12 protein-coding genes are annotated in these 16,837 nt (G+C 53.6%); 5 read left to right on the top strand and 7 right to left on the bottom strand.

Annotated features, from left to right (window positions below; translation table 11 throughout):
• Positions 1 to 71 precede the first annotated feature (71 nt).
• The 3 genes from SBL51_RS13325 (at position 72) to SBL51_RS13315 (ending at position 5,719) form a co-directional block, all read left to right on the top strand.
• Positions 72 to 3,119, top strand: a complete 3,048-nt coding sequence (locus SBL51_RS13325) for an FAD-binding and (Fe-S)-binding domain-containing protein (RefSeq protein ID WP_317931770.1) — start codon at positions 72 to 74, stop codon at positions 3,117 to 3,119.
• 444 nt (positions 3,120 to 3,563) lie between these two features.
• A complete protein-coding gene (locus SBL51_RS13320) occupies positions 3,564 to 4,370 on the top strand; it encodes a PhzF family phenazine biosynthesis protein (RefSeq protein ID WP_317931468.1) in 807 nt (268 codons plus the stop codon).
• Between the two features lie 11 nt (positions 4,371 to 4,381).
• Positions 4,382 to 5,719, top strand: coding sequence for a hypothetical protein (locus SBL51_RS13315; RefSeq protein WP_317931466.1), 1,338 nt, complete (start codon positions 4,382 to 4,384; stop codon positions 5,717 to 5,719).
• Between the two features lie 23 nt (positions 5,720 to 5,742).
• Here the strand turns inward: SBL51_RS13315 and SBL51_RS13310 are convergent, their stop codons facing one another.
• From SBL51_RS13310 to SBL51_RS13300, 3 genes are all read right to left on the bottom strand, one after another.
• The gene (locus tag SBL51_RS13310) at positions 5,743 to 6,756 is read right to left on the bottom strand and encodes a DUF6976 family protein (protein ID WP_317931465.1); all 1,014 of its coding nucleotides are present in this window, start codon (positions 6,754 to 6,756) and stop codon (positions 5,743 to 5,745) included.
• A gap of 18 nt (positions 6,757 to 6,774) precedes the next feature.
• Positions 6,775 to 8,037, bottom strand: coding sequence for a hypothetical protein (locus SBL51_RS13305; RefSeq protein ID WP_317931464.1), 1,263 nt, complete (start codon positions 8,035 to 8,037; stop codon positions 6,775 to 6,777).
• Between the two features lie 1,059 nt (positions 8,038 to 9,096).
• Positions 9,097 to 9,447, bottom strand: a complete 351-nt coding sequence (locus SBL51_RS13300) for a thioredoxin family protein (protein ID WP_317931463.1) — start codon at positions 9,445 to 9,447, stop codon at positions 9,097 to 9,099.
• Positions 9,448 to 9,589: 142 nt separating this feature from the next.
• Between SBL51_RS13300 and SBL51_RS13295 the strand changes: the two genes are divergently transcribed.
• The gene (locus SBL51_RS13295) at positions 9,590 to 12,880 is read left to right on the top strand and encodes a carboxyl transferase domain-containing protein (protein ID WP_317931462.1); all 3,291 of its coding nucleotides are present in this window, start codon (positions 9,590 to 9,592) and stop codon (positions 12,878 to 12,880) included.
• Positions 12,881 to 13,111: 231 nt separating this feature from the next.
• Here the strand turns inward: SBL51_RS13295 and SBL51_RS13290 are convergent, their stop codons facing one another.
• Entirely contained in the window at positions 13,112 to 13,669 is a 558-nt protein-coding gene (locus SBL51_RS13290) for a Spy/CpxP family protein refolding chaperone (RefSeq protein ID WP_317931461.1), read from the bottom strand.
• Between the two features lie 246 nt (positions 13,670 to 13,915).
• Between SBL51_RS13290 and SBL51_RS13285 the strand changes: the two genes are divergently transcribed.
• Positions 13,916 to 14,287: a hypothetical protein gene (locus tag SBL51_RS13285; protein WP_317931460.1), complete on the top strand. Its 372-nt coding sequence runs from the start codon at positions 13,916 to 13,918 to the stop codon at positions 14,285 to 14,287.
• Between the two features lie 801 nt (positions 14,288 to 15,088).
• Here the strand turns inward: SBL51_RS13285 and SBL51_RS13280 are convergent.
• The 3 genes from SBL51_RS13280 to SBL51_RS13270 all read right to left on the bottom strand — a co-directional run.
• Positions 15,089 to 15,337 (bottom strand): hypothetical protein, encoded by a 249-nt coding sequence (locus SBL51_RS13280; protein ID WP_317931459.1) that lies wholly within the window; start codon positions 15,335 to 15,337, stop codon positions 15,089 to 15,091.
• A gap of 423 nt (positions 15,338 to 15,760) precedes the next feature.
• The gene (locus tag SBL51_RS13275; protein WP_317931458.1) at positions 15,761 to 16,177 is read right to left on the bottom strand and encodes a hypothetical protein; all 417 of its coding nucleotides are present in this window, start codon (positions 16,175 to 16,177) and stop codon (positions 15,761 to 15,763) included.
• A 322-nt stretch (positions 16,178 to 16,499) separates the two neighbouring features.
• Positions 16,500 to 16,837: helix-turn-helix domain-containing protein (locus SBL51_RS13270; RefSeq protein WP_411860482.1), on the bottom strand; the 338-nt coding region annotated here is incomplete at its 5' end.

Raw genomic sequence — 16,837 nt, 5'->3', positions numbered from 1 at the left:
GTGGCCGAAGCCCCGGTAAACTAGGCGCCCCCCGAAATACGGCACCAAGGTAGTGAGCATTTGTGAGCAGCATGATTCCGGCAATTAGCCAAACCTCCCCCGTTCAGGCCCTCTATTTAGAGTTCCTGGAGGCCCTTAAAGCGCGCGGCTTTGCCGGTGATCTCTGCCCGGACTACGCCAACCGCACCGTGCTCGCCACCGACAACTCTATCTATCAGATTCTGCCGCAAGGGGTTATCTACCCCAAAAACCTGGATGACCTGGTGCGCATCACCGAGCTCGCCAATCAACCCCGTTTTCACGCGCTTGTGCTCTCCCCCCGTGGCGGTGGTACCGGCACCAATGGCCAGTCGCTAACCGATGGCCTGGTGGTGGATATCTCCAAGCATATGAACCGCATTCTGGAGATCAACGCCGAAGAGGGCTGGGCGCGGGTACAGGCGGGGGTGGTGAAGGACCAACTCAACGCCGCCGCCGCCGAATACGGCCTCTTCTTTGCGCCCGAGCTCTCCACCAGTAACCGCGCCACCATCGGTGGCATGATCAACACCGACGCCTCCGGCCAGGGTTCGTGTGTCTACGGCAAAACCCGTGACCATGTGTTGGAACTGACTACAGTGCTGCTCGATGGCAGTGTGCTGTTCTCCAAACCACTCACCGCCGATGAGCTCGAGGCCACCAAGGCAGGCCAGGATCGCATCGGCCAGATCCACCGGGTGGTGGATGGCATCGACAAAGAGTACCACGCCGAGATTGAGGCCAAATTTCCCAAACTCAACCGCTGCCTGACCGGCTACGACCTGGCCCACATTCGCGATGAGCAGGGCCGCTTCAACCTCAACAATATTCTGTGCGGGGCCGAGGGCACCCTGGGCCTGGTGGCGGAAGCCAAGATCAACCTGCTCAAAATTCCCAAATTCACCGCTCTGGTCAACCTCAAGTACGCCAACTTCGACGCCGCCCTGCGTCACGCCAGTGAGCTGTTGCAAGCCGGCCCCACCTCGATTGAAACCATCGATTCGCGGGTAATGGCGCTCGCCAAAAGCGATATCGTCTGGCACAGCGTAGGCCACTTTTTCGATGACGACCAACCGGAAAAGCTGGCCGCCATTAATTTGGTGGAGTACTGCAGCGACGACGAGGCGCAGCTGCGCGAGGACGTCGCCGTACTGACCAAACAGCTCGATAAAACCCTCGCCAGCGGCCCCAGCTATGGCTACTCCGTAGCCTGGGGGGGCGACGTTGGCAAAATTTGGGGAATGCGCAAAAAATCGGTCGGGCTGCTTGGCAAAAGCCAGGGTGAAGCGCGGCCGATTCCCTTTGTCGAAGATACCGCCGTGCCACCGGAGCACCTGGCCGACTACATCCTGGAGTTTCGCGCCCTGCTCGACGGCTGCGGTTTGCAGTACGGCATGTTTGGCCACGTCGATGCCGGCGTGTTGCATGTGCGCCCGGCCATCGACATGAAAGACCCAGAACAGGAGAGGCTGATTCGCACCATCAGCGACGAGGTGGTGAAGCTTACCGACAAGTACCACGGTTTGATCTGGGGCGAACACGGCAAGGGGGTTCGCTCGGAGTACGCCACCACCTTTTTTGGCGACCTCTACCCACAGCTGCAACGCATCAAAGCGGAGTTCGACCCGCGCAACCAGTTAAACCCCGGTAAAATTGCCACCCCTGCGGCCGACATTCCACTGCTCAAAATTGACGAGGTCACCACCCGCGGCCAGCTCGACCGCACTATTCCAGTGGCCTACTGGGAAGCCTACAGTGAAGCGGTTTACTGCAACGGCAACGGCGCCTGCTACAACTTCAACCCGAAAGAGGCCATGTGCCCCAGCTGGAAAGCGACCCGCGACCGGGTCTTTTCGCCCAAGGGGCGCTCGTCACTGATTCGCGAATGGCTTAAGCAGCTGGCCGAGCGCGGCGTCGACCCAATCGCCGCCAGCGCCGCGGTAAAAGAGCAGGGCTTTTTTACCTCTTTTATTCCGCGTCTGCAGAACACCCGCGCCAAACGCCGGGGTGAATACGATTTCAACCACGAAATTCACACCAGTATGATGACCTGCCTGGCTTGTAAATCCTGTGTTGGCCAGTGCCCGATCAATATTGATGTACCGGAATTTCGCAGCAAGTTTTTAGAGCTCTACTACGGCCGTTACCTACGCCCCCTAAAAGACTACTTTATTGGCGGCCTTGAAAGCACCATGCCACTCATGGCCAAGCTACCCTGGCTGTACAACGGCCTGATGGCCTTGCCACCAGTTAAGCACCTATTGGCAAAAGTGGCCGGCATGGTCGACAGCCCCAAATTAACCGGCATCCGGCTCGATAACGTGCTCGCCAGCCTCGGCCTACACTACGCCACCCCAGCCAATATCCAACGCCTAAGTGATGAGCAAAAATCACAGGCGGTAATCCTGGTGCAGGATGCCTTTATCAGCTATTTCGAAACCCAGCTGCTGGTCGACACACTTATTCTGTTACAACGGCTGGGCTTCACACCGCTGTTGGCGCCATTTAAGGCCAATGGTAAACCACTGCACGTGCATGGCTTTCTGAAGCAGTTCAGCAAAACCGCCAACAACACCGCGCAGTTTTTAAATAGCCTGGCCGGCTCCGGCGTACCATTGGTTGGCCTGGAACCCTCCATGACGCTCGCCTATCGCGCCGAATACAAAAAGGTGTTGGGCGAGCGAGCCCCCAATGTGCGGTTGATTCAGGAGTGGCTGGTTGAACAGAGCCAACCACTGCAGGCGGCAAAAGCGAAATTCCAGGCGGGTGACTTCAAACTGCTTGGCCATTGCACCGAACGCACCAATGCCGCCCCCAGCATTAAAGCCTGGCAATCGATCTTTACTCAGCTGGGCCTGGGCTTGGAAGAGATCAGTGTTGGCTGCTGTGGCATGTCGGGCACCTTTGGCCACGAAACCGAGAACCTCGCCACCTCGAAAAAAATCTATGAGTTAAGCTGGCAGACCATCGTCGAAGCCGACGAGAACCAGGGCAAACTGATGGCCACCGGCTACTCCTGTCGCAGCCAGGCCGAGCGACTGTCGAACGTAACCCTGCCCAGCCCACTACAGGTTTTATTGCGCCAACTGCACAACCATTAGTAATTTTCCTGCCAACTCATAAATTCCCACCCGATTAAAAACAGGTCGATGCGGTTACCCGCATCGACTTTTTACATTTTCGAACCGATTAATTACAACGCCCCGGCAAAAATTGCGTTAAAAAATACCTCAACGAATAAACGAACCGAACGGCGCAAATTAAATTAAAAGTGGCGATAAAAAACAGATCACCGTCACCATAAAAAACCTTCCAACATATTTATTTAAAATTTAATGCCAGGAAAAAATTAGGGATTACTTCCGCAAGGGAAAGTCAATCATCATTAAAATTATTATGAATAACTAATCATTCCTATTATCGGAATCATTTATCGCTATCAAGGGAACTCTGTCGGAAATGACAGGAAGAATATCGACCAACTGCTAATATCAAAAATTGCCAGCTGACCTTATTACTATGTACAAACTGTAGAGTGATGCACCGTGACTATTCCAAACAATCTATTTATTGTGAAAGCATTTGCCAGCGCTCCTTTTACTGGTAACCCAGCAGCCGTTTGCATACTACCGGAGCTTCTTCCAGAGCCGACCCTCCAGCAAATTGCCAAGGAGTTGAACCAACCGATCACCTCCTTTGTGGTTCCCACTGAACACCCAGAGCGTTACCAGCTTCGCCACTATGGCCCCAAACACCCGGTGGAAATTTGTGGCCATGGCACGGTAGCTGCCTCCCACGTTTTAAGAGAACATCTCAATCACCGGGGCGAAAATATTTTCTTTAGTCTGGGTCGGCTGGATGTGCGAGTCGGCAATTTTGCCCACGGTTTTGAGCTGGAGTTACCCAACTTCTCTTTTCGACCGGTCGGAATCTCTTCTGGCATCAGCCGCATGTTGGGCGACAAGCCCATTAAAATGTACAAAAGTTTTTACGACGTAATCGCAGAATTCCCCAGCGAACGCGCTGTTCGCAACTTAAAACCCGATTTCGACATTCCCCTGGACTCTACCATTCGCGCTCTATTAGTCACTGCACCAGGTGATTGCTCGGACTACTGCTACCGCGTCTTTGCCCCCTCCATCGGTGTTGACGAAGACTATTTTTGCGGCTCGGCCAACGGTGCACTTGGCCCGCTTTGGCGCTACAAATTAAATAAAAGTGAATTGCTGGGCTATTCGGTATCGGAGCGCGGCGGCGAGATCCCCTGTTTTGTCGATGACAAAACGGTAAAAATTATTGGCAAGGCACACACCTGGTTTTCCGGCAGTATCGCCGTTGGTAACTGCGCGTAAAGGAGCTACTCATGAGTGACGCCTGGCAGGAACTGGTAGCGCAACTTCAACAATGCAATCCACCGCTGGCCCGGCACTGCCGCAACTGGCAAGGTGCCAACCTGGCCGACTACAGCAATTTTTTATGGCATGGCTGGCAGCCGCAAAAGCAAACTGTTAGTGAGGCCCTGGTTAATTTAATTAGCCAAAGCCAACAGAAGCTGGGTCTGGGTACAGGAGAAAGCTTAAAAGAGAAAGTCGCTGCAGCGCTGGACAAGAGCGTCGTGTTAAGCGCTCACCACACCGCCTCGCTCAGCCACCCCATTGCCATTCAAACCCTGGCTTTGGCGGTTGTGGGTAGTGCTGCGCCAGCAGTGATACCCGTCTTCAGCACGGACTGGGTACCCATGGACAATCTGTTCCACCCGCGAGGGTTTTTAATTAATAGTCAGAGCGGATTGACCGCCATTAATCTGTTCGCCAAAAGCAGTAACAAAACCCTAGTCGCCAATATGCCGGCCTTCACCCAAGCAGAAATCGATAAAGCCAAACAGCAGCTGCATAAATGCCAACGCAACGGAGAAATTACCCGCACCGAGCTCGACCAACTACTCACACTTTTAACGGTTTACTACGCCGACCCAAATGTACTGGCCCTGCAACACTATAAAGACCAGTGTGCACTCATCAACCACAAGCTCTGCCAATCGCTGTTACCCGGGCACGACTTTCTGTTTATCAATATCAGCGAGGTCGCCAGTGAACTCTTGGCCCAGGCATTAATGGATAACCAATCGGAGTTTGCCCAATTAGTTTTGAATAACAAACTAAGAACGGAATTTATTCATGCGTTGAATGGCGTGGCCGGCGCCTGGCGACTGGAGCCACCCCAGGGCTCTCTACTTTTTTGGCAGGTGCAAGCTGGCCGCATGCTGCCCTTCCAACAACTGCAAGGTAATCGTTTAATCGGCCAAAGCGAACAGAGTCTCGAGGCCGAAGCCCTAGCCGACGCGCTGCGCGCCGGCACAATCATCCCCACCATGCCTCTCACCTTCGCCCTGTTGATGTTCAGTGAGCACCTGGCCTGTGCCGGCGGCATGCGCCAGATAGCGTACAACGATGCCATCAAACAGGCCTTCCTCAGAGCCACCGGCAACCAAGCTGTAGCCAACCATCCTGTAGACATGATGGTCGCCGGCCCGGCGCTCTTTCCCAAGGAAGAAACGTTGGCTAACCCATTGGCTGGCCACAGTGGGGAATCTGCCTTTAATTTGGCCACCAAAGGCAAAATTGCACTGCCGCGCTTACAAACGCGCAGCTTTCAGCAAGCCATTATCGATGCCGCCGACAGCCTGTTGGCCTTAAGTTAAGGCCAACAGTTGCCCGCCAGGAGTTAGGTAGATTCAATGGTCAGGTAGGCGAGGGTCTGGTTCAGCAGCTGATAAGCCACCTCCCCAAAGGTGATGGGCCCGGTAAGATTACCAGTCTTTTTACCTTCCAGCTCGGAGTAGAGGAAATTCAAAATACAGTTACAGCAGAAGGCGATGTTGTTGCTTTCGGAAGCCGGCAGCGCCCGATTAAAGTCAGCAATATAGTCATCTACCGGCTCAGCAAATTTATACTCCACACCCGGGAAAACCGGCGCGTATAGATTAACCTGATTGCTAAGCACCTCTTGAATGCTCACATTCACCATCACCCCACAATAGTTGGCCACCAGGGGTAGACGGGTGTCGATATTGTTATCGCGAATATAATCAGCCAGGTTGCCCTCTTTACCGTCAACGGTACAGGTCGCCCCCACAAAACCGATTTCTGGGAAACGAATACTCGGCCCACTACCCGGCTGGAAGAGGTTAACAATTTTGATGTTCGCCATCTGCGATTCGCCAATCGCCACATGCAAGGCAGCCGCTTTGTTATCACTTAAATGGCCAGAGGCCGGGCCAAAGCCCACCTTGGCTTTGTTGCTGCCCAGCTCGCTTAAATGCACACCGGAGATCCAACCAATAATGGGCGAGAAATACATATTGGGGTAATCCGGTGCATTTTGTGCGTAGGCCAAGTGCACTTCGGAGCTGGCTGGCAGAATTAAAATCGTAAAGCCATTTTCCGGTGCCTCTTGGGCAATACGACTAATGGAGTTTTCATCATAAAGGGTCAGGCGGGGCGGCTGGTTAGCTGGAAAACCGCGAACAATATTAACGTACAGCAGCGACTGATCCACCTTACCCCCCTCTTCGGTCATGAAGTAGGGAATGGTCCCGGCAATCCAGTTGCCAGAAGGCAGAGTCGACAACACCTTTTCATCACCGGCGACCACCAGGTACTCGCCGCTTTCTATCAATTGCTTAACCGTAGCAAAATCCGCTACCGAAGATTCAACCGTTACTTCACCAGTTGCCATGGGTTTACTCCATTTTGATTAAACGGCTTTGCTCTGTTGCATTAAGATGCGATCCAGCTCTTTGCGCATTGATTTTTGGTTCTGCTGCAGGAAGCCGCGAATACGGCGAGCGGCTTCAATTTTCACCACCGGGTCACGGGCTGCGTTCACCTGGCTGCGCAATTTAGCCAACAGTAGTTTGTAGGCCATATGTTCGCTGGGAATAAAGCTGTCGTCGGCCAGAATTTTTTGCCAAATGGCGTGCGTCGGGTCGGGCAGGCTCACAGTGCTGCGCTCACGAATCTCCATCGCCCGGTTGATGAGTAACAGTTCCGGCCGCAGCGAGCGATGATTTTTGTGGAAATATTTACGCAGCGTCTCTATGGCAAGCACCTTATCGCGGGTAGAACCCGCGTTTAAAAAAGCGTTGCATTGGCGACTGATCAATAGGTTCAAGGCCATGTTTTGGGAATGCAGATTGAGCTTGCCGGCGAGCAGGTCCAGCCAGATAGGATTTTTGAGCGATGGCAGCACCAGGCGTTGCTGGGCAACCGCCTCCTGCGCTTTTTTCAGCCCCTTCTCCTGGTGGATACCACACAGCTGAAACACCTCACTCTTCAGCTGTTGGCCATTGGCTAACATAAATTGGCGCAGCTCTAAAATAAGCGGCAGGCGCTGGTCCAAACTGGGCGCTTTAGCCGCTGCCAACTTTAATTTGCTCAGTAAGAGCTTGAGCGGAAGCACGCTGGTTTTTATCAACACCTGGTCGCACAGCACCTTATCCCAGATAGGGTCTATCTCTGTTGGCAGGTGGGCCAGGCCACGCAATGGCAACGGGCTGGCCGCGATATCGGTGAGGATCTGTTTCACCATGCTCTCTTCAATATTGAGCGAGGCGGCCACCAGCGGCAGATCCATCCCTTTTAACCGGGCTACCGCCACCTGCTGCCGAAGGAAGTTGGAATAGTTGCGGGTGGGGTTACCCAGAAAGGCCGGCAAGGCTAATATTTCCGGCGTGAGAGGGGTAGTGGCAACCAGGGGAATAAAAGCACTCACCTGGCAGCGATAGGAACCCACCGACAAATACGACCAATGGCCGTTGGGCTCCTGGTCGTGGTGGTTTCTTTTTGATTCAAATAACGTGAAGCCCTTTTTCTTTTCAGATAGCTCCTCATGAACCTGAACCAGAAAGAGCGACTTGGCTTTATCATCACTTAATGATTTAAGCTTCCAGGGTGGAAAAATACCCAGCGCATCCTGGATGGCATTGATATCGATAGACTCCACTACAAACCTCTCCAAAACATTAAACCTTACGGTTTATTCATCGTCACTTTCGAAATGTTTCTTTCCAAACTGTAGCAGCTGGTTTGAGAGAAACAGACCTGGCGCCTAACTCGTTAGAGTTTTGTTAACAAATTCTCGCAACCAATCACAACCAAATCGTGATAAACAGAGAGCCAGACTCAAGGATTTTACGCAAATGTCGTTAATTTCATCCTGTGGTTTTGATCAGGTTTTTATCGAATTTGAAGTGATTGAGATGCCATTCACATAAGAGTGGCGGAACGATTATTTAAATTAACAGGAAGGAAATAAATTGCGCCGAGGCCATAAAATCAAATGGCTTACAAAACTTTTCAAATCTTTGCATATAAGAATTAGAAATTTTTATTCGCTTTTTATTTAAAAAAAAATATTCATGGCTGGCTAAATTTTAAAAATTGGAGGCGAATATTTGTTCGACCCTGAATAAATTTATACAAAAACCGCCGCAACCTAGCACCCGAACAACCCAATAGTTTTAACGCAGCAAAACCAATGCACACCAAAACCTGTAATTTATATCAGGTCATCCACACAAGCCTTACAGAGAACCCAATCCTCTTACACTAAAAAGGCTATTACCAAACCGGCAGAAAAATTAAGCCGCAATCCAAAGCAGGTGGAGTGCACCATCGCTGATGGGCTCGCAATTCCAGATCAGAGATCAGGCACAGCGCGTTGACAAGAAATAAAAGCAACACAACAAAAGCCAAACCAACCACCCGACAACACTGGCTGGCCGATAACCATAGCGAGCCTAAAAACAGGCTGAATAGAGAGCAGCGCCCACCTAAAAAACGGTGCCGACAAAAACGAGAGGAAAACGCTCAAAATGCGGATATAAAAAGCGAGACAACAAGGAGACAACAAGGAGACAACAAGGAGACAGAAAAGAGACAAGAAAGAACCAAACAGGCACAAGGTGGCAGAACATTAATAAAAGCAGAGCACTATTTCAGTTATCCGCCGGTGGTACACAAAGCAGAGTGGCTGCGAGCATGCTTGGCCAGCCACTCCACTGGCCACATTTATCAACTACTTAGCCAGGGCGTTAACCAATGCGTGAACGTCGCCACTCGAAACCGGCCGCACTACCCGCGCCAGTTCACTGCCATCACGCAGGGCAACCACTGTCGGCCACAGTTTTACACCAAAACTGCGGCCCAACACCTTGCCCCTGCCGTCGTACACCTTGATATGGCGTACCTGGCTACCAGGGGTAAACAGTGACTGAATCACCGGCTGCGCTGCCTGGCAGTGGCCACACCAAGGGGCACCGAACTCCAATATCACCTCGCCGGTGAGTGCCTGCAACTCCGCCGGGGTTGGCTCCGCCTCTGAATAGTCGCCGTTAAACCCCAACGTCCCCCATAACTCTTCCTGCATAACAACTCCTAAATGGCTCTAAAAAATACCGGATAGCCGGTTTGCACCCCACGCGATTGGGCAGTGGGTGACTATTCGTGGTAAAACTCTGCTGCCGCCTCAAACCGCTATTGAGGCTAACTAAAACCAGAGTTGAGCCAGAATGCCCGAACAGCCCGTTAATGCCAATGCTCCGGCCACCGCCATCAACAGCACCATTAAAAAATTATTGATTGCCAACCGGGGTGAGGTCGCTGTGCGCATCGCCCGCACTGCCCGCGACCTGGGTATCACCACCGTTGCCCTCTACAGCCAGGAAGACGCCAACAGCGGCCACCTACGCCTGGCCGACGAGCCACAGCCCTTGCCGGGCCGTGGCCCCGCCGCCTATCTGGATGGCGAGCAGATTATCACCCTGGCCCAGCACCTGGGTTGCGATGCCATCCACCCAGGCTATGGGTTTCTCAGTGAAAACAGCCAATTCGCCCTGGCCTGCCAGGCGGCCGGCATCCGCTTTGTGGGCCCAAGCCCAGCGCAGCTGGCCCTGTTTGGCGACAAAACCCAGGCCCTGGCTCTGGCGCAACAGTGCGGCGTACCGGTCAACCCGGCGACCGCTGGCGCCGTCACCCTGGCCGAAGCCAAAGCCTTCTTAAGCGCTCAGCCCCCCGGCCAGGCGGTGATGATTAAAGCGGTGGCCGGTGGCGGTGGCAAGGGCATGCGGGTGGTGAGTAGCCAGGAGGCGCTCGACAGCGCCTGGCCCCGCTGCCAACGTGAAGCCGAACGCGCCTTTGGCAATGGCAGCCTCTACCTGGAGCGCTACCTCACCAACGCCCGCCACATTGAAGTACAGGTGGTGGGCGACGGCCGACAGGTAAGCCACCTCTGGGAGCGGGAGTGCACCCTGCAGCGCCAGCAGCAGAAACTGGTGGAGTTTGCCCCCAGCCCCAGCCTCACTAACGAGCAACGCCAGCTGCTGTTCAGCTATGCCACCCGCCTGGCCGAGGCCTGTCACTACCAAAGCCTCGGCACCTTTGAATTCCTGTTCGACCTGAACCGCGCCAACGAGGAAAGCGCCTTCCTCTTTATGGAGGCCAACCCCCGCCTGCAGGTGGAGCACACCGTCACCGAAGAGATACTCGGGCTCGATCTGGTCGCCGTGCAGCTGGCCCTGGCCGCCGGCCAAAGCCTGGCCGATTTGAGGCTTGCCCCAGGCGAGGCACCCAGCCCACGTGGTTTGAGCATGCAACTGCGGGTCAATATGGAGACTCTCGACGACTGCGGCCGCCCCCTGCCCACCAGCGGCACCCTGGTTGCCTTTAACCCGCCGGGCGGCCCCGGCGTGCGGGTGGATACCTTCGCCTACCCCGGCTACACCACTAACACCCAGTTCGACTCGTTACTGGCCAAGCTTATCGTCAGCAGCGCCAGCCCAAGCTACCCGGCGCTACTTAACCGCGCACTCAGGGCGGCGGCGGAGTTCACCATCGAAGGGGTGGCCACCAACCTCCCCTTTCTGGCGCAGCTGCTGGCCCACCCGGCAGTGACGGCCAACCAGGTCCACACCCGCTTTATTGCCGAGCACATGGCGGAATTGCTGCCGGCTAAGGCACCACAAGAGCACAACCAAAGCGACGATGGCACAGAGACCATCACCGCCCCTCTGGCCGGGCTGCTCAGCCAATTCAGCGTGGCCGTGGGCGATAGCGTGCAGGCCGGCAGCGAGCTGGCGCTGGTGGAGGCGATGAAGCTGGAACACGAACTGCGCGCCCCGGTAAGCGGTGTGGTGCTGGCGCTGCTGGCACCGGCCGGCAGCCAAGTAGGCCAAGGCCAGCCCCTGCTGCGTCTGGCGCCCAGCGACAGCGACCAGCAACACCCCACTAACCACAAAAGCTTCGACCCGGATGCCATCCGCAACGACCTGCAGGAGTTGCGCGAGCGGGTGGCGTGCACCCTGGATGAGCAGCGCCCGGCGGCGGTGGAGCGGCGGCGCAACCGGGGCCAGCGCACAGCACGGGAGAATATCGCCCAGCTGTGCGACGCCGACAGCTTTATCGAATATGGCCAACTGGCGGTGGCCTACCTGCACGCCCGTAAATCCGATGAGGAGCTGCGCCAAACCACGCCCGCCGATGGCTTTATCACCGGTATAGGTACGGTGAATGGCGAGCTGTTTGGTGAAGCGGCCAGCCAGGTGGCGGTGGGCGCCTACGACGCTACCGTGATGGCCGGCACCCAGGGCCACAAAAACCACCAGAAGGCCGACCGCCTGTTCGACCTGGCCCGGGAGCAGAAGCTACCGCTGGTACTTTTTGCCGAAGGGGGCGGCGGCCGCCCACGGGAGGACCCGGTCACCATCGCCGCCCTGGAGAACACCAACTTTCAAAAGCTGGCCCAATTGAGCGGCCAGGTACCGGTGGTGGGCGTGGTCTCTGGCCGCTGCTTTGCCGGCAACGCCGCCCTGCTCGGCCTGGCCGACGTGATTATCGCCACCGACAACAGCAACATCGGCATGGCCGGCCCGGCACTGATTGAAGCCGGCGGGCTGGGTAGTTTTACCCCGGAACAGGTGGGCCCTATTGAGGTACAACACGCCAATGGCGTGGTCGATATTCGCGTGCCCGATGAACCGGCCGCCGTCGAGGCCTGCCAGCGCTACCTGGGTTATTTTCAGGGACCGCTGCCCCACTGGCAGGCCCACGATGAACGGCTGCTGCGCCATGTGGTGCCCGAACAGCGACTGCGGGTCTACGACGTGCGCCGGGTGATTGAACTGATCGCCGATTGCGACTCGGTACTGGAGCTGCGCAGCGCCTTTGGCCAGGCCTATGTCACCGCGCTGATTCGGGTAGAGGGCCGCCCGCTGGGAGTTATTGCCAACAACCCCAGCTTTAACGCCGGCGCCATCGATAGCCCCGCCGCCGACAAGGCCGCCCGCTTTCTGCGCCTATGCGACGCCCACGGTCTACCGGTGCTCAGCCTAATCGACACCCCGGGGATTATGGTCGGCCCCGAGGCCGAGGCCACCGCCCTGGTGCGCCACTCCGCGCGGCTGTTTGCCACTGCCGCCTCACTAACTGTGCCCCTGTTTGCCGTGGTACTGCGCAAGGCCTATGGCTTGGGCGCGGCCGCCGCCGCCGGCGGTAACTTCAAAGTGCCAACCTTCACCATCGCCTGGCCCAGCGGTGAGCTGGGCGGCATGGGGTTGGAGGGCGGTGTGCGCCTGGCCTATAAGAAGGAGTTGGAGGCGATCAGCGACCCAGCCGAGCGCCAGGCCTTTTTCGAACAGCGGGTCGAGTCCCGTTACCGCAAAGGCAAGGCGGTAAATATCGCCAGCTACTTCGAGCTGGACGCGGTGATCGACCCGGCCGAAACCCGCCGCTGGCTGAAGCGCGGCCTGGAGGCCTGCGCCAAATCGCTGGTAAAAGGCGGTGGTCGTTTTATTGATACCTGGTGAGGGTAAATGCCCACTTACCAGCACACCTAGCAATATTGGCTAAGCCATGGCGAGGCCTGGTTGAAACAGCTCAACGTCTATTCAGCATCTGCTTTTGGAAACGAGCTTTTGGAAATGGGCTGAGGGCTCGGGATTATGGATAGGCGCTGCGAGGTCGTCTGGCTGAACCCCCCGACACAATGGCATGGGTAATCGCGTATATGTGGTCGTCGCCGCTGGCCGAAACACCCGCTAAGGCTGGCCGTGGTGATAGTGATGGTCGGCGCTGTCACCACCCTCGCCATAACCACGCAGTTGATCATACTGATCTATCTGCGCTGCCGTTAACAGTGCCCGCTGCTGCAGATGGGCATGAAGGTGAACAAAGCGCAACTGCCCCTGCAATTCGGCCAGCGTCTCTAACCGGCTGCGCAACTGCGCCTCGGTGATGGAGCCATCGGCAAAGCCGCTGCCCAATCGCTCTTCTGCGGCCAATATCGCCTGCCCCAAGGCTTGGGCCTCGGCCTGCATCGAATTAAACAGCGCCGTGGTCTGCTCTCGCTGTTCGGCACTCAAGTTAAGCTCATCCGCCAAGGCCAACACATGGCTCGGCCCCGGGTAGTGGTTTAGCTCCGCCGCCCGGGCCAGCCCCATCCCCTTGCCAGCGCGGTAGCCGGCCACCTCCTGGGGGGATAGAAAATTTACTACCGCTGCTTTGTTTCGGCGGTAGGGGGAAGGCTCCGCTGCCGGTAACAAAATAGGTAGTAACGCCAGCCCAACGCCCATCACCAAGCCAAACCGATTTATCATTTGCGCCCCCAGGTAGACTCGCCTAATTCGGAAAAACGCCCACAAGCAAAATTCACGCGCACCTTGCCCAGCATAAAGGCGGCCATGCTACCGATTTAAACCCGCCCCTGCTTGATTCTGGTCAAGCCCAACAATTGCCCACCGCCCACCAATCCGTATTATGCACAGCCGCGAAAATAGTTCCGGCAAGCGGTTATCCTGCAAGCCAAAAAAGATCAAACAAATTAAATAGCGTTGGAGTTAACCATGGGTGAAGCAACCGGCCAGCCGTTCGATTTAACCGAATCACTGCCAGACAATGTGCGTCACGCCCTACAGTGGCAGGTACTTGCCGAGCTGCAAAAAGCCACCTCCAACAACGCCTTCCTAAACCTAAAAACCCGCCTAAAAACCTGGTTCAGCCGGCGGGAAGCCAACGATAAACAGCAGTACACCCTGTTAATCCTGGCGCAAGCGCAGCGCGATGCCGAGACGGGTGTTTGCTACCTGGCCGAAGCCACCCAGCAAAGCATCAAGCCCGCCCAGCCAATCACCGGCACGCCATCGCTAACCGTGATCATTAACGATGCCTATGAAGAGCCGGAGGAGGATGAGGGCTGTTTTTGGGAGGAGATGTGAGGCAGATTTACTCTTCTTACTTTGGGTACGCTCTTCAGATTTTTCAATCAGGGCATTAAATCACTTCTCGCTCTAAAACTGGGTAGGTCATCGCACTAGTGCTGCTTTGCATGCTTTTAGATTTGAACGCTTCTTAGAATAGCTGGCCGATTAATTCTGCTTTCTATTAATGCTTGTGTGGCGCATTACCAATTCTTCAGTGACTCAATGGCTTAGCAACTAAAGATTTGTTGCTAAAAGCGCATCTTATTCCATACCAACGCCAAGCTTTCAGTTTGTAGCGGCCTGCCTGGTCCAGCCCTATAACGGCGGCACCAAGCAAAGCAGGTGCGGCAAGGGCGGTTAACACGTCGGCACGGCAGGAAAAAGCACTGACAAGGGGGGTTAAAGCCTCGGCAAGCTCTGTTTGAGGTAGGGAGGGCGTTGCTATCCAGGTACCCTCCCCCGACCTCACCAGGTACCCCCTACCTACCTCACCAGGTACCCCCTGCCTACCTCATTAGGTACCCCTCCCCTACCTTAGCAGGTATCCACCCCCTACCTTAAACATTCGGATTCGGAGCTTTTAGCGAGCTCGAGAGAGCTTTTATTGGGTGATAGGGATTGCGCCATAAATCGATAGAGCACCAGCCACCCAAGGCAACCGATGATCCGGATGAAAAAGAAGTAAAAACCACGACGCTGACCTTAACGCAAAAACCATTATTTAATCTAAAAATATCAAATATATGGATGTTCAATTTTATTCTAAGATTGACAGTACATGAGCCAGAAGCGCTGATTTACTTAATTTTTAAACGTCTATTTTTTTCTAGCTTTTAAAAAAATAAAAGAACCTAAAAGATAAATGAAAATAGCCATCATTCCTTGAATAAAATTACGCCATGGCAAATCAGCCATAAAATGATTAGATACCAAACCAGGGATTAAAATCGTAAAACCGATCAATACCATCTGATGCCAACGAGGACGACTAAAGCTTTGATTCAGCTCTCTATCGAAATAAGTCGAAACAAAGCCAAATCGATACAGATAATATCTAAATTTCATTACCTACTCTCTCTTGGTACAAAATTAAGAGTTATTGAAAAAACCTCAAGCCCAATATCAGTTTGATTTGAAAAAGTAAAGGTGGCACTGTAAGTAATCGTATCTCCAGAGTGTAACTGCGGGATAGTATGATTCAAATAAATATTAGAACCAACACCCACTGGAGCAGCGATATAAGGCCCTACCAGAGGAATACGAGAAGCAATCGCACTAAGAGCAGTAGTGGCTTAATGCCAGGACCATTTAACGATAGCTTGATCCCGATGGGTGACTGGTGTACCTGCAACACCAACCAAACGAGAAACCGGTAGTAATTTGTTGAAGAGCGATTGCTACGCTAGGTAGCAAATTCGTGCATCCCGCACAGTGGGATAATTTTTTAGTGCCATTGATTGACAATTAGCCTAATGGGTGACCCCATTTTTATGGGCATTTATCCAGATCTAAATTGCTTAATCTATTTGAGATATTTCGCAAGCAATCGCTTGTAAAAAGACTTATTTCATTTTTAGGTATGTTATTTAAATAAATCACCTTATCTTCCCCCAAATCTTCAATCACAGCCCAAGTAATTCCGACAAACACATTTTTTTCTTTACTATAATCGCCAAATAGATAAAACCTATAACCATTTTCGGAATCATCTAAAATCTTTCTCCTGTGAAAATTTTTATTGTCAGCGTTACTCAAAATTTCATTTTCGAAAAACTGTTTTCGCTCAACATAAATTTGAGAATTCCAATGAACGTTGTCTACCCAATGCTCATCGCTCAACGGCACAAGACGATCAGGAAAAATCCACGAACAGGTGTTATGAGCACCAACATCTCCATAAGACACACTACTCCAAAGAAAAAAACATAGATTTAAAATTTTTGGCCAATGAAATCCTAGCACTACTACTTCACCTCAATATTGTTGGTACACAAACTATTATTGCACTCCAAATTTGAATAATAATGAGCATTTGTAGTGTATATCTTACTCAAATCATAAAGAGTCTTAGCATCCTGATAGTGAGCAAATGATCCAGCTGCTTTCCCTATAGCTTTAACAAATTTAGAAAGGCTACCGCTAAAAGTTTCAGCAACTGTCCCCGCGCTTTCTGAAACACAGGCATAGGGGTCACAGGCACACAGGCATAGGGGTCAGGCCTTATATTTCACACAACCGACTCTAACGCCTTAACCGCCCTACTTACCGTTGCGTAACTCACCCCAAAATAACGACCAACCTCAGCTAAGCTGTAATGGCCGCTGCGATACGCCTGTGCCATAGCCTCATTTCTTGATGGGTAGGTGGATTGGTAGTATTCCAAAGGTTTCATCGCTCCAAGCTTTTGCGGCTTGGGAATATCTTGTAAAGATTGATCGGGGTCCATCTGATTTTGCATCTCTTCCACAAATTCATCAGACCCTAAATAGATTTGGTTGCTTAAATTTTGCCACGGGCTGGGCTGGCCCTTGCCCGCCTGTACAAACTCCCGGTACGCTTGCTGGG

Origin of the sequence: Halioxenophilus sp. WMMB6 (assembly GCF_033283405.1) — a bacterium.
Taxonomy (GTDB): domain Bacteria; phylum Pseudomonadota; class Gammaproteobacteria; order Pseudomonadales; family Cellvibrionaceae; genus Halioxenophilus.
Note: the sequence above shows the minus strand (reverse complement) of the source record. Positions and strands in the feature narration are given on the sequence as shown.

Bases quoted from the DNA above. Each gene is read 5' to 3' on its own strand.
- SBL51_RS13325 (WP_317931770.1), top strand. From the start codon at position 72: ATGATTCCGGCAATTAGCCAAACCTCCCCCGTTCAGGCCCTCTATTTA.
- SBL51_RS13315 (WP_317931466.1), top strand. From the start codon at position 4,382: ATGAGTGACGCCTGGCAGGAACTGGTAGCGCAACTTCAACAATGCAAT.
- SBL51_RS13310 (WP_317931465.1), bottom strand. From the start codon at position 6,756: ATGGCAACTGGTGAAGTAACGGTTGAATCTTCGGTAGCGGATTTTGCT.
- SBL51_RS13300 (WP_317931463.1), bottom strand. From the start codon at position 9,447: ATGCAGGAAGAGTTATGGGGGACGTTGGGGTTTAACGGCGACTATTCA.
- SBL51_RS13295 (WP_317931462.1), top strand. From the start codon at position 9,590: ATGCCCGAACAGCCCGTTAATGCCAATGCTCCGGCCACCGCCATCAAC.
- SBL51_RS13290 (WP_317931461.1), bottom strand. From the start codon at position 13,669: ATGATAAATCGGTTTGGCTTGGTGATGGGCGTTGGGCTGGCGTTACTA.
- SBL51_RS13285 (WP_317931460.1), top strand. From the start codon at position 13,916: ATGGGTGAAGCAACCGGCCAGCCGTTCGATTTAACCGAATCACTGCCA.
- SBL51_RS13280 (WP_317931459.1), bottom strand. From the start codon at position 15,337: ATGAAATTTAGATATTATCTGTATCGATTTGGCTTTGTTTCGACTTAT.